The sequence below is a fragment of the Knoellia altitudinis genome (genome assembly GCF_042666355.1).
Taxonomy (GTDB): Bacteria; Actinomycetota; Actinomycetes; order Actinomycetales; family Dermatophilaceae; genus Knoellia; species Knoellia altitudinis.
On sequence record NZ_JBHTDK010000001.1, the window covers coordinates 2,817,884 to 2,831,647 of the forward strand.

The 13,764-nt window shown below is 70.1% G+C and carries 11 protein-coding genes; 10 read left to right on the forward strand and 1 reads right to left on the reverse strand.

Annotated elements, in window-relative coordinates; all coding sequences use genetic code 11:
• The first annotated feature begins 66 nt into the window (after positions 1-66).
• A complete protein-coding gene (locus ACFQW8_RS13280; protein WP_380088072.1) occupies positions 67-1,914 on the forward strand; it encodes a type II secretion system F family protein in 1,848 nt (615 codons plus the stop codon).
• Positions 1,915-1,917: 3 nt separating this feature from the next.
• Complete coding sequence (locus tag ACFQW8_RS13285; protein ID WP_380088073.1) at positions 1,918-2,823, forward strand: type II secretion system F family protein; 906 nt, start codon at positions 1,918-1,920, stop codon at positions 2,821-2,823.
• Positions 2,824-2,944: 121 nt separating this feature from the next.
• Here ACFQW8_RS13285 and ACFQW8_RS13290 read toward each other — a convergent pair whose 3' ends face one another.
• A complete protein-coding gene (locus ACFQW8_RS13290; protein ID WP_380088074.1) occupies positions 2,945-4,795 on the reverse strand; it encodes a glycoside hydrolase family 3 protein in 1,851 nt (616 codons plus the stop codon).
• Positions 4,796-4,934: 139 nt separating this feature from the next.
• Here ACFQW8_RS13290 and ACFQW8_RS13295 point away from each other — a divergent pair, with 139 nt between their 5' ends.
• The 8 genes from ACFQW8_RS13295 (at position 4,935) to ACFQW8_RS13330 (ending at position 13,706) form a co-directional block, all read left to right on the forward strand.
• Complete coding sequence (locus ACFQW8_RS13295) at positions 4,935-5,639, forward strand: spermidine synthase (RefSeq protein WP_380088075.1); 705 nt, start codon at positions 4,935-4,937, stop codon at positions 5,637-5,639.
• A gap of 212 nt (positions 5,640-5,851) precedes the next feature.
• Positions 5,852-6,529, forward strand: a complete 678-nt coding sequence (gene mtrA / locus ACFQW8_RS13300; RefSeq protein WP_380088076.1) for an MtrAB system response regulator MtrA — start codon at positions 5,852-5,854, stop codon at positions 6,527-6,529.
• 2 nt (positions 6,530-6,531) lie between these two features.
• Positions 6,532-8,211 carry an MtrAB system histidine kinase MtrB gene (gene mtrB / locus ACFQW8_RS13305; protein ID WP_380088078.1) on the forward strand — a complete coding sequence of 560 codons (1,680 nt, stop codon included), beginning with the start codon at positions 6,532-6,534 and terminating at the stop codon, positions 8,209-8,211.
• Positions 8,208-10,013: a GerMN domain-containing protein gene (locus tag ACFQW8_RS13310; RefSeq protein WP_380088079.1), complete on the forward strand. Its 1,806-nt coding sequence runs from the start codon at positions 8,208-8,210 to the stop codon at positions 10,011-10,013. The genes mtrB and ACFQW8_RS13310 overlap by 4 nt, the downstream gene beginning before the upstream one ends.
• 90 nt (positions 10,014-10,103) lie before the next feature.
• Entirely contained in the window at positions 10,104-10,856 is a 753-nt protein-coding gene (locus ACFQW8_RS13315; RefSeq protein WP_380088081.1) for a ComF family protein, read from the forward strand.
• 105 nt (positions 10,857-10,961) lie between these two features.
• The gene (gene hpf / locus ACFQW8_RS13320) at positions 10,962-11,654 is read left to right on the forward strand and encodes a ribosome hibernation-promoting factor, HPF/YfiA family (RefSeq protein ID WP_380088082.1); all 693 of its coding nucleotides are present in this window, start codon (positions 10,962-10,964) and stop codon (positions 11,652-11,654) included.
• An 80-nt stretch (positions 11,655-11,734) separates the two neighbouring features.
• Entirely contained in the window at positions 11,735-12,454 is a 720-nt protein-coding gene (locus ACFQW8_RS13325; RefSeq protein ID WP_380088083.1) for a response regulator, read from the forward strand.
• A 52-nt stretch (positions 12,455-12,506) separates the two neighbouring features.
• A complete protein-coding gene (locus ACFQW8_RS13330; protein WP_380088085.1) occupies positions 12,507-13,706 on the forward strand; it encodes a winged helix-turn-helix domain-containing protein in 1,200 nt (399 codons plus the stop codon).
• Positions 13,707-13,764: the final 58 nt, after the last annotated feature.

Below are 13,764 nucleotides of genomic sequence, written 5' to 3' on the forward strand. Positions count from 1 at the left end.
ACCCTGGGGGCGCCGGTTCCCGCGTCGGTCGCCGAACCCGTCCCCGTGCCGGCGACGATTGGCTCGGTGACGATCGGACGCGACAACGTGACCGGGGTGCTCACCCTGCGTCCGGGTGGCCAGGGGGCCACGGTCGACCCCGGGATGACAGCGATGCTGGGCGACACGCTTGCCCCGGTCTCCGCGACGCCTGCCGCGCGCGCGCAACGAACCACGGTCCTGCTCATCGACACGAGCGGGTCGATGGGCACGAGTGGCATGACGACCGTGCGAGGAGCGGTCAAGGACTTCCTCGCATCCGCTCCCGCGGACGTCAAGGTGGGTGTCGTGTCCTTCGGCAACACGGCAGGTCCCGAAGTTGCTCCGACGAACGACCGGGCTGCCGTTCAGCGGGCGGTGGATGCGCTGCGGGCTGACGGGAACACTGCCCTCTTCAGCGGGGTGACCGAGGCCGTGAAGATGCTGGGCCCGGACGGGGACCGGAGCATCGTCCTGCTGAGCGACGGCAAGAACACCGTCGGCGACCGGGCCCCCGGGCTCGCGGCGTCGGTCAAGGCGCTGACCTCGTCCCAGGTCCGCGTCGAGGTGGTCCGGTTCACCACCGGAGAGAACGACCCAGCGGCTCTGGCGGCTTTCGCCAGGGCAGGGGGAGGCTCGGTGGTGCAGGCCACCGACACGGCTGCGGTCCGAACCGCGTTCCAGACAGCGGCGAAGGTCCTCGACTCGCAGGTCCAGCTCGACATCACCCGTCCACCCGGTCTGACCGGCATCGTCCCCTTCACCCTGAAGGGGACGGCCACCGGCCGCCCGTTCCTCGTGAAGTCGAGCATCAACTTCGGCTCCGGTGGCGTGGCGCTGCCATCGCCCCGCCCCACCCCCGTCGTCACTCTTGACTCGGGTGCCGCGCCGACCGCTCTGACCCGGGCCAGCGCGGGGACGAGCACGTTCCTCATCGCGGCTCTCGTCACACTCTTCGTCGGGGTGCTCGTCCTCACCCTCGCCGTGCTCAACCCGTTCCGGTCCCGGCGCCACGACCGCGTGGCCGAGGTTGAGCTCTACACGATGGCAGGCGCCACGCGGATCTCCCGCCACGAGGAGGCAGCGCCGTCTGCCGTCGCTCAGTCGGCGGTCCGGCTCGGTGACAGAGTGATGGCCCAGCGTGAGTCGACGAGCCACACGATGAGGCTCATCCAGCGTGCAGACCTCCCGTTGAGGGCCGGTGAGTGGTTCGTCCTGCGGGTGGTCGCCGTGATCGTCACGAGCCTCATGCTCCCGTTCCTCCTGCCCATGCCATGGTGGCTGACCTTCCCGCTCGGGCTCGTCCTGGGCTACGCCCTCCCGGCAATGGTCCTGCGCTTCCTCGCCGCTCGCCGGGCGAAGAAGTTCGAAGGGATGCTCCCCGACGTCCTCATGCTCGTGGCCACCACGCTGGCCAGCGGATTCAGCCTCAACCAGGCGCTCGACGCCATCGCCCGCGACGCCGCGGAGCCTGCCGGCAAGGAGTTCTCGCGTGCGCTGGCCGAGACCCGCATCGGTGCCGACGTCTCCGACGCCCTCGACAACATGTCGCTGCGGATGGACAGCGAGAGCATGCGCTGGACGACGATGGCCATCAGGATCCAACGTGATGTCGGCGGCAACCTCGCCGACACGCTGCGCACCACGGCACACACCCTGCGCGAGCGTGAGTCGCTCAAGCGTCAGGTGAACGCGCTCTCGGCCGAGGGCCGGTTGTCCGCCTACATCCTCATCGCCCTCCCCATCCTGCTCTTCCTCTACATGGCCTGGAGCAACCCGGAATACACGTCGTTGCTCTGGACGCGGTCCGTGGGCATCGTCATGCTGGTGGGCAGCGGGATCAGCATGGTCATCGGCTACCTGTGGATGCGCAAGATCGTCCAGATTGAGGTGTGAGACATGCTCATCGTCGCACTCGTGCTCGTCGCAGTGGCCCTCTGCGTCGTCGTCGTGCTGCTCGGGACCATGGGTGCGGGCACCACGGGGGTGGCGCGCTCGCTCGAGCTGGTCAACTACCGGCCCGACAGCAGGAGCGTGGCCAAGTCCGAGCTCGCTGCCAAGGACCGCCTTCTCGTCCCCTTTGAGGAGGGGCTCAAGGGCGCGGCCCGCCGGATCTCCCCCTCGGGCACCGCCGAGCGGCTGGCATCCAGTCTCAACAAGGCAGGAAACCCTCCGGCCTGGCCGGTCGAGCGGATCTTCGGCGCCAAGGGCATCGGACTGGTCGTCGGTGCCGTCGTCGGCCTCCTCCTCGGGGGGCTCGGGCTGACCGGCCTCCTCTATGCGGTCATCGGTGGTACGGCCCTGTTCTTCCTTCCCGACCTCCTCGTCTACAACACCGGGATCAGACGCCAGGAGCAGCTCAGGAAGGGCTTCGCCGACGCCCTCGACATGCTCACGGTCTGCGTCGAGTCGGGGCAGGGCTTCGACGCTGCGCTGGGGCAGGTGGCGCGCAACGTCACGGGGCCGATCGGCGGAGAGTTCGCGAGAGTGCTGTCCGAGTTCCACATCGGCAAGACGCGGGGGGAGGCATTCCAGGCGATGGCCCAGCGCAACACCTCACCTGAGGTCAAGAACTTCGTGTCGGCCCTGGTTCAGGCCGACCGGTTGGGTGTGCCTATCGCGGGTGTCCTGCGGGAGCAGACGCGGGAGATGCGCGTCATCCGTCGGCAGCTTGCCGAGGAGAAGGCACAGAAGGTGACGGTCAAGGTCGTCTTCCCCGTGCTGCTCTGCATCTTCCCGGTGATCTTCGTTGTCATCCTCGGTCCGGCTGCGATCAACATCTCGGACCTGTTCAGCAACCAGTGACCCGCTCGACCCAGAGGCATCCGCGCGCTCGGTAGCCTCCCGACCACAGACAAAGGCCGGGTATGCCGGGAACGTGAGCTCCCGGCATACCCGGCCTTCGTCGTGGGTCTGTTCTGTCGCCTCAGAGACCCAGGCCGTGGCCGAACGGGAAGAGCACGCCGGAGCCATCCGCCTTGGGGATGGAGACGGGCAGCTTGCCGACCGGGTTCACCTCGCCGAACATGACGCGCACCAGCGACTCGACCTGGTGGGCGGTGTAGCCGAAGGTGTCGACCACGGTCGGCGCCTCCGGGAACGATGCGACGTCGTACGGGTTGCGCATGGCCGCGACCACGACGGGCTTCCCGGTCGCGAGCAAGGCCTTCACCAGCTTGGTCTGCGCCGCCGCGGCCGCAGTCGGTTGTCCGGTGGCCGCGCTGACGGCGTAGGCGTTGTTGGTCGAGACCACCACGAGGTCGGAGGTCTGTGCCGCCGCAACGGCGCTGTTGATCGCCGTCTGCGACGGTGTCGTCCCGGACTCGCGGATCTGGGTGGTGGCTCCGCGGGCCGTGAGTGCAGTCGCCATGGTCTGCGTGGTTCCGACGCCCCAACCGGCGACGAGGACCCTGCGGGGACCAGCCGCCAGCGGCAGCAGGTCGGCGTCGTTCTTGACGAGGGTCGTCGTGCGGTCGGTGATCGCCTGTGCGTCAGCAGTGTGCTGCGGTGCGCCCATGATCTGCGGCGCCGCAGCCACGTCGACCATCGGGTCCTGGAAGATCCCGCGCTGGTGCTTGTGGAGCAGGATCCGGTAGACCGACTCGTCGATGCGCTTCTCGCTGAGCGCACCGCTGTTGACGGCGTTGAGCACAGCGTTGTAGGCCGTGTCCATCTGCGGCGGGACGAGCAGCTGGTCGGCGCCGGCGAGCAGGGCCTGAACGGGGGCGACGTCGGCCGGGTAGGTCGCCGCGGCACCCGCCATGTCGAGCGCGTCGGTGACGATGAGCCCCTCGTAGCCGAGCTCCTCACGCAGCAGGCCGGTGAGGACCTTGTGCGACATCGTGGCCGGGACGTCCGGCTCGATCGCGGGCATCACGACGTGCGCGGTCATGATCGAGTCCACTCCGGCGGCAATCGCTGCCCGGAAGGGCGGGAGGTCGATCTCGTGGATCTGCTCCAACGTGTGGGTCACCGCGGGGAGGCCGTAGTGGCTGTCGACGCCGGTGTCGCCGTGGCCCGGGAAGTGCTTCGCGACCGCGGAGACACCGCCTGCGCGGAAGCCCCTCACCTGGGCCGCAGCGAGGTCGGAGACCAGGCCGGGGTCACTCCCGATGGAGCGGATACCGATGACCGGGTTGTTCGGGTTGATGTTGACGTCGGCGTCCGGCGCGTAGTCCTGCGTCACACCGACGGCGGCCAGCTCCTTGCCGATGACCTCGGCCGAGCGGAAGGCATCCGCCTCCGAGCGGCCGGCGCCGAGCGCCATGTTGCCAGGCATCTGCACCGCGGGTGCACCGAAGCGGGCGACGAGGGCGCCGCCCTCCTGGTCCACCGAGATCTGCAGCGGGATCTTCCTGGGCTGGGCCAGGGCCGCGGCCTGCAGGCCGTTGGACAAGGTGGCCACTTGGGCGGGGTCGCCGATGTTGTCGTCGTTGTTGCGGGTCGTGAAGTAGATGACGCCGCCGGGCTGGTACTTCGCGATCGCCTGGGCGGGAGTGTCGACGCCGTAGAGGCGCTGGTTCGTGGCCTTGGCCGTGGTGCTCACCGTGTTGGCGTCACGACCTGCCACCTCGATGACGAAGAGCTGGCCGACCTTCTGCTCCAGCGTCATGTGGTTCATCAGGCTGATGATCTTGCCGCGGTGGGGCGCGTCGCCGGAGTTTCCCGGATCGCTGTTCGCAGGTGGACCGAACGCCGCGGTCAGGGCCACGGCGAGGCCGACTGCGGGCAGTCGGATCATGGTGCGGCGGGTGGTGGTTGCTGACCGAACAGTCATGTGGGTGCCTCCGGGCTCACGTGCCTCCGGGGAAGAGGACTTCCTCGACACTAGGCCCGACACCGCGCGTTGGGAAGACCCAGGGTGGGCCAACTTTGTGGAAAAAACATTCACACTGGGGCGCCACTAGTCTCCGTGGATGAGGATTCAGGAGCTCGACTGGGGCAACACCCCATGGGGTGCGGTCAGCCTCCGCCAGCGTTGGGACCGCATCACCGAGCGCGACGTCTACGAGGTCAAGCTCGGCGACGACTTCCTCATGTCGAGCCAGTTCACCACGGGGGAGCGCGAGCTGGCGCGGATCGGTCTCGCGGCACTGGGCGCGGACCGCACGTCCCTGACGGTCATGGTGGGTGGGCTCGGACTGGGCTACACGGCACTGACCGCCCTCGAGGACGACCGGGTCGCTGAGCTCACCGTCGTCGAGGCTCTCGAGCTGGTCATCTCGTGGCACGAGCGCGACCTGCTGCCCGACACCGAGGGGCTGGCGGCTGACCCGCGGGTGCGCCTCGTGCGCGACGACTTCTTCGACATGGTGCGCGCGGGTCGCGCCGACCGGACCTATGACGCGGTGCTGCTCGACATCGACCACGCACCCGACTGGCTGCTGCGCGACGACCACGGCGACCTCTACACCGTCGAGGGCTTCGCGCGCGTCGGCGCGATGCTCACCGACGACGGAGCCTTCGCGCTGTGGTCCGACGAGCCCCCCGAGCCCGAGGTCGTGCGGAGGATGGGCGTGGCCTTCGAGCACGCCGACGCGCACGTGGTCCCGTTCCCCAACCCGATCACCGGCGGGGAGTCGACGAACACGGTCTACCTGGCGGTCCGCCCGCGTCGCTGAGCACGCGGCTCGTCCTGGCGACGGCACTACGCAGGGGTATGCCGCACACTCGCGTTCCGGCATACCTGGGCTTGTCGTTCGGTCACCCGATCCGAAGGTGACGCAGGACGCCCGTCGAGACGGGATGAACCGGGCACGGGCGGGGCTGTGGGATCATGAGGAATCGGCGCGGGGACAGCGCCGGATCAGCTCTGCCACCTGAAGGAGTGAGCGTGAAGGGTCGCGTGCTCGTCGTCGACGACGACCTCGCTCTTGCGGAGATGCTCGGCATCGTGCTGCGCAACGAGGGCCTGGACGTCGACCATGTGGCCGACGGCTCGGGGGCGCTCGCGGCCTTCCGCGAGACCCGCCCTGATGTCGTGCTGCTCGACGTCATGCTTCCCGGCATCGACGGGCTCGAGGTGTGCCGTCGCATCCGCGCCGAGTCCGGCGTGCCGATCGTCATGCTCACCGCCCGCACCGACACGATCGACGTCGTCGTCGGGCTCGAGTCCGGCGCCGACGACTACGTCGTCAAGCCGTTCAAGCCGCAGGAGCTCATCGCCCGCGTCCGCGCCCGACTGCGGCGCGACAACGACGCCGAGCCGGAGCGCCTCACCATCGGCGACCTGACGATCGACGTCGCGGGCCACTCCGTCAAGCGCGACAGCGAGTCCCTCAGTCTCACCCCGCTCGAGTTCGACCTCCTCGTCGCGCTCGCGCGCAAGCCGTGGCAGGTCTTCACCCGCGAGGTGCTGCTCGAGCAGGTCTGGGGCTACCGGCACGCCGGCGACACGCGCCTCGTCAACGTCCACGTCCAGAGGCTGCGCTCCAAGATCGAGAAGGACCCCGAGCGACCCGAGATCGTGGTCACCGTGCGTGGCGTGGGCTACCGGGCGGGACCGGCCTGACCATGGCGGAGACGCCGACCGCCGCTGCTGGCGCCGGACCGTCACCGTCCCCCACGCTGTCGCGACAGCTCCAACAGCTCGGGGGCACCTCACTGCGCGCCCTGCACCGGCTGGCCCGGGCGATCGTCACGGCCGTCTCGGCGCTCCTGCGCACGTGGCGTCGCTCCCTCCAGTTCCGGGTCGTCACGACCACCGTCCTGCTGGGCCTCGTCGTCGTCTCCCTGCTCGGCTCCTACCTCTACAACGAGATCGCCACCGGGTTGCAGGACGACAAGATCCTCACGAGTGAGTACGAAGCCCGGGCCCTCACGACCGCCGCGCAACAGCAGTGGGACAGCAACGCAGCGACCACCGCGGAGGACCTCAACATCGCGGCGAAGGACATCATGGGGTCCGTGCTCACCCCACCCGGGCCCGAGCCGTCGCGCTACGTCGTCATGCTGCGCGGCCTGAGGAACAACAGCCCGATCGCGCTCAACTCCCTCGAGTCCGGTGGTCTCGGCCTGGCCTCCATCACCGACGAGATCCGCGAGCGCGTCGCGGCCGACCCGACGCATCAGCAGAAGATGGTCAGTGACGTCGTCATCGACGGGCAGCAGGTGCCGGCGGTCTTCGTCGGCAGCGGGGTCGAGGTGCCCGGCGCCGGTCGCTACGACCTCTACTACATCTACCCGATGACGCAGGAGCTCAGGACGATGAGCCTGATCTCCACCGCGTTCGGCATCGCCGGCCTCATCCTCACGGTCCTCGTCGGTGCCGTCGCCTGGGTGGTCACCAGACAGGTCGTCTCGCCGGTGCGTCGGGCCGCCGAGGTCTCCGAGCGCCTCGCGTCGGGCAAGCTGAACGAACGTATGCCGGCGCGCGGCGAGGACGACCTCGCTCTGCTCGGCACGTCGTTCAACGCGATGGCCGACAGCCTCCAGGCGCAGATCCGCCAGCTCGAGGGGCTGAGCAGGGTGCAGCAGCGCTTCGTCTCCGACGTCTCCCATGAGCTCCGCACGCCGCTGACGACCATCCGGATGGCCGGCGACCTCCTCTACGACGCCCGCGCCGACTTCTCACCCGTCGTCGGGCGCTCGGCGGAGCTCCTCCAGGGTGAGATCGACCGCTTCGAGTCGCTCCTGTCCGACCTGCTCGAGATCAGCCGCTTCGACGCGGGCGCGGCCGCGCTCGACCTGGCTTCGGTCGACCTGCGCGGCACCGTGGCGGCGGTCGTCGCCGCAGCCCAGCCGCTCGCCGACCGGCGCGGCTCGACGATCACCGTCGTCGCCTCCGGGCCGGTCGAGGCCGACGTCGACGAGCGCCGGGTCGAGCGGATCCTGCGCAACCTCGTCGTCAACGCCATCGAGCACGGCAACGGCAAGCCCATCACCGTGCGCCTGCGCGAGGGGGACGGCGCGGTCGCCGTCGTCGTCGAGGACCATGGTGTCGGCCTGCGCCAGGGCGAGGCCTCGATGGTCTTCACCCGCTTCTGGCGTGCCGACCCCGCCCGCGCCCGCACCACCGGCGGCACCGGCCTCGGGCTCGCCATCGCCCTCGAGGACGCCCGCCTGCACAACGGGTGGCTCCAGGCCTGGGGCGAGTCGGGTGTCGGGTCGCGCTTCCGTCTCACCCTGCCGCAGCGGTCGGGCGAGTCCCTGACGTCGTCGCCCCTGGCCCTCTCGCCGGGGGAGCGGAGGTGAGCGACGTCGTGCGACCGGGGGACCGGCGCCGGCCACCTCGTTCGGGCGCTTCTCTGGCCCTCGTGCTGACCCTGGTCGCCGCGGTCCTGGCCGGGTGCAGCGGCAGCGTGGGCGCAGGCAGGGCCGTCGAGCCGGGCCTCGAGGTGCGCGGCGGTGAGGCCCAGCCGGTGCGCGCGTTCTTCCCCGGACCGGCGGAGCAGGCGACGCAGCAGCAGATCGCCGCCGGCTTCGTCCGAGCCGGTGCCGCCAGCGACGGCGACTACGAGACCGCTCGCAGCTTCCTCACCCCGGAGGCGGCCAAGGCCTGGGTGCCCGAGGGCGAGGTGCTGCTCTACTCGACGAGCACGCCGCTCACGGTCAAGCCGCAGCCACCCAACGTCGCCGTCCTCTCCGGTGGCGTGGAGGGCACCATCGACATCAACGGTCGCTACGTCAACGCGGCGCCGTCCACGAGTCGCAACGTGGTCTTCGAGTTCGCTCGCGTCAAGGGCGAGTGGCGGATCAGCAAGGTTCCCAAGGACTTCGGTCGGTGGATCACCACCTCCGACCTCGGCAACCTGCTCAAGCCCTACACCCTGCACTACCTCGCCAAGGACCGTCGCGCACTCGTCCCCGACCGGCGCTGGTTCCCGCGGGACCACCTCGCCACGCGACTGGCTCGAGCCCAGCTCGCCGACCCACCGGCATACCTTGCCGGTTCGGTGCGCAACGACATCCCGCGCGGGTCGCGGCTCACGGCCGACTCGGTGTCGGTCAACGACGGCATCGCCCGTGTCGAGATCACGGGGAGCGTCCCCACCGACAGGGTGCAACGGGAGAACGTCTGGGCCCAGCTGGTCTCCACCCTGCTCCAGGACTCGCGCGTGCAGGCAGTCACCGTGCGTGTCGGCGACGTCACGCTGGAGCTGCCGGGCGTCGACCTTCCCGTGCGCACCCTCCAGCAGGTCGGCTTCCCGGACCCCCCGGCCTCGAGCACGGGACGGCCCGTCGTGCGCCGTGGGGACTCCCTCTTCCTCCTCCCCAGCTCGAGTGCGGCCGGCCGCCAGCCCGAGAAGTCGGGCCATGTCGACCTCACCCGCACGTTCCGCTCCCTGGCCATGTCCGCCGACTCCACCGAGATGACCGCCGTCGACCCCGACGGACAGGGGCTCTCGCGCTTCCACGGGACTACCCGCTACGAGATGCCGTTCTTCGGCACCAAGGTCGGCCATCCGGCATACGACACCCGCGGGTTCCTGTGGGCCGGTGGCATCGGGCTCGACGAGGAGTCCGACCTCAGGCTCTGGGCCTTCAACATGGCCGGTGACCCTGCGACCCAGCGGCAGCCGGCGGCCAAGGCGGTCGCCGCGGACTGGCTCAAGGAGCGCCGCGTCATCGAGTCCAAGCCCTCTCCCGACGGCTCCCGGGTCGCCATCCTCCACACGGCCGAGGACGGGTCCAAGCCGCAGCTCGACCTGGCTGGGGTCGTCCGTGGTCCGGGAGGGGAGCCGACCCAGCTGGCGGCACCCCAACGCCTCGGCGCCAAGCTCGTCGAGCTCGCCGGTCTCGTGTGGCTCTCCGACCTCACGGTGGCGACCCTGGCCCGTCGCGCCGGATCGACCGAGAAACGGCGCCCCTACGTCATCTCGGTCGACGGGCAGGAGCAGTCCCTGGCCGAGGTGTCGAGGGGCCTGGCGATCACGTCCGGCGGGGGCGAGCGCGACATCCTCGTGACGACGTCTGACGGCGTCGTGCTGAGTCGAGCAGGTCAGCAGTGGATCTCGCTCGGCCCCGGCACCGACGTCGTCATCCCCGCCCGCTGACTCGTCCACAGGTCCGTGGACGGGCCGGCCCCGTCCACAGCGTCTCTCGAGCTCCTGGCGCGCGATCCCTATGTGCGACAGGGTCGTTCGATGTTCTCCGACCTGCTCGACCTCGTGCTGCCCGCTTCGTGCGCGCTCTGCCACCGCCCCGACGGGCCGCTGTGCCCCGGGTGTCGCGCGGCGGTCGAGGAGTGCCTGCACCCGTCGCCGCGGGTTGCCCTGCCGTCACCGTGCCCACCCGGTATGCCGCAGTGCTGGGTGTCGGGGGAGGCCAGCGGTGCGCTGCGTGCCGTCGTCACGGCATACAAGGACGAACAGCGGCGCGACCTGGCGCGACCGCTCTCCGCCTGGCTGGCTCCGGCCCTGGGCGCCGCGACCGGCAGCAACGCAGGCGCGCGCAGGGCACTGCGTGGACGGGGGCTCGTGGTCGTCCCCGTGCCCGGCTCGCCACGGGCCCGCCGGCGGCGAGGCGACGTGCCTCTCCGTCCGCTCGTGACCTCGGCTGCCGAGGGTCTTGCCGGTCGGGCGCTCGTCGCCGACGTGCTCGCGCCGACGCGGATCACCCGCGACCAGTCCGCCCTCGACGCCGCGGAGCGTGCCCTCAACCTGGCTGGCGCCATGGTCGTGCGCGAGCGTCACCGACGCGTCGTCGAGGGCGCGGTGTGCGTGGTCGTCGACGACCTCATCACGACGGGAGCGACCCTCGCCGAGGCGTCGCGGGCCCTGCGCGACGCCGGCGCCGCCGAGGTCCTGGCCGCCGCCATCGGTGCTACGAGGCGGCGTTTGGCGGTCGATGGACAAACAGATGGGCCTCCACTTGAAAGGGTCTGGCGACAGGTCTAACGTCGGTGCATGAGACGCATCCTCCCGTGGAGGTGGTGCCGCCGCCCTTAGCCCTCGACAGGCGCCTACTGGTAGAGCCAGGCACACCGATCCTCAGGAGGACTAGTGGACATCGTCGTCACCGGACGTCACACAACCGTCTCGGACCGATTTCGGGAGCACATCGCGGAGAAGCTCGACAAGGTCCAGCAGCTCGCGCCGCGCACCCGCCGGATCGAGGTCGTCATCAGCCACGAAGCGAACCGTCGACAGTCCAAGGCCTGTGACCGCGTGGAGATCACGTGCCACATCAAGGGACCCGTCGTGCGTGCCGAAGCCTGCCAGGAGGACAAGTACGCCGCGCTCGATGTCGCTCTCGAGAAGCTCCTCGAGCGGCTCCGTCGCAAGCACGACCGCACCGTGCGACGCGGACGTCACACGCAGGAGTCGGTGGCGAGCGCCACCGCCTACGTCCCCGACGAGACCGGTCCCGACGACGCCGCAGCACCCGAGGACGACGCCGGACCCTTCGTCGACTCGCCCATCGAGGTCCGCGAGAAGGTCCACACCTCCGCCCCGATGAACCTCGAGCAGGCGCTGCGCGAGATGGAGCTCGTCGGGCACGACTTCTACCTCTTCCACGACACCGAGACCGACAAGGCGAGCGTCGTCTACCGGCGCCGCGGATGGTCCTACGGTGTGATCCACCTCGACCTCGACGAGTCGGCCCCCCACAGCGCCGAGGACCCCGATGCGATCCTCGTGGATCCCGGTCCTCCCGTGCCCGCCCCTGTCGCCGAGCGCGCTGAGGCCTCCTGAGGGCGTGACCTCCGTCGCTGTCCCGGACGAGGTTGTCCAATCGTCAGACGGGGGCGGACACACCGTGTCACGATTGCGTGGTGAGTCCGCCCCCAACTGAGCAGGGATCACGGGCCCCGTCCCCGGGGGAGGCCCGTGACTACCGCATCCGCATCGTCATCGCCGATGACCACGATCTCTATCGTCGTGGCATGCAGGCCGTCATCGGCCTGGAGCCCGACCTGGAGATCGTTGCCGAGGCAGCGTCCGGCATCGAGGCCGTCGAGAAGTGTTTCGAGTTCGACCCCGACGTCGTCCTCCTCGATGTGCGCATGCCGGGCAACAGCGGGATCGAGGCATGCACGGCGATCAAGGAGAAGGCGCCCCGCACCAAGATCCTGATCCTCACGGCGTCCGACGACGAGTCCGACCTCTTCGCCGCCATCAAGGCCGGCGCGAGTGGCTACCTCCTCAAGGACCTGCCGACCGAGCAGATCGCGCAGTCGGTCCGCATGGCCCACGACGGTCAGTCGATGATCCCGCCGCACATGGCCAGCCAGCTCATCGCCGAGTTCTCCCGGCTGAGCAACGAGCCGCCCAAGGACGCCGCACCGGGCCCTCGACTCACCGAGCGCGAGCTCGAGGTCCTCGGGCTCGTGGCCCGGGGCAAGGCCAACAAGGAGATCGCGTCCCAGCTGTTCATCAGCGAGAACACGGTCAAGAACCACGTGCGCAACATCCTCGAGAAGCTCCAGCTCCACTCCCGGGTCGAGGCGGCGCTCTACGCCATGCGGCGCAACCTCATCGAGCCCGACACCTGAGCAGGCCGCGCCCCAGGGGGCGGGTGTCGGGCATGGCGGCCATGATGGCCCCATGCGCCTGAGCACTGTCGCCGCCCGGCGGATCGCCCTTGCCGCGCAGGGTTTCGGTGGGTCGCGGCCCGCGCCGTGGACCGCGACCTCTCGCCAGGTGCAGCGCGTCATCGACACGCTCGGCATCATCCAGATCGACAGCGTCAACGTCGTCTCACGCAGCCACTACCTGCCGTTCTTCTCACGGCTCGGGCCGCACGACAGCGGACTCGTCGACCGGGCGCGCGACCGGGCGCCGCGCCGGCTCGTCGAGTACTGGGCTCACGAGGCCTCCCTCATCCCGCCGGCCACGTGGCCGCTGCTCGACTTCCGCATGCGCCGCGCGCACGACGAGTCCTGGGGCGGCATGCAGAGCGTCAAGCGCGACCATCCCGAGCTCGTCGAGGCGGTCCTGGCCGAGGTCCGAGCGCGCGGTCCGCTGACGAGCCGGCAGCTCGAAGCAGCGCTCGCCCACGACCTGCCCCGCGAGCGCGACCAATGGGGGTGGAACTGGTCCGTCGTCAAGAGCGCCCTGGAGCAGCTGTTCTGGGCCGGCGAGATCAGCTCCGCCGGACGCACGAGCCAGTTCGAACGCCGGTATGCCGTCCCCTCCCGGGTGTTGCCACCTCACCTGCGCGAGCTGGCTGAGTCCCCGGCTGCCCGCCCGCCGGACGACGAGGCGTTCGTGGAGCTCGTCCGCATCGCCGCCCGGGCCCACGGGGTCGGCACCGAGCAGTGCCTGCGCGACTACTTCCGGCTCAAGCCCGAGCAGGCTCGCCCGGCGATCGAGGCCCTGGTGTCGGCGGGGGAGCTGGAACCGGTGGCGATCGAGGGATGGAAGCGGCCGGCATACCTGCACCGGGACGCACGCCGACCACGGCGCATCTCGGCCCGGGCACTGCTGTCCCCGTTCGACTCGCTCGTGTGGCAGCGGGACCGTACGTCAGCCCTCTTCGGCTTCGACTACCGGCTCGAGATCTACGTGCCGCAGGAGAGGCGGGTCCACGGCTACTACGTGCTGCCCTTCCTGCTCGGCGAGGACCTCGTCGGCCGTGTCGACCTCAAGGCCGACCGTGCGCGCGGGCGGCTCCTCGCGCGCAAGGTGACGTGGGAGCCCGGTCGCGGCGCGGGTGACGACCTGCATGAGCTGCACGAGGAGCTGGCCCTCATGGCGCAGTGGCTCGGTCTCGCCGACGCCGAGGTTGTCCGGTCCGGCGCCTGAAGAATCACCATCCGTCACCCCTGTGACTAGGCGGCGGATAGCCCGTTCGGACTGAATA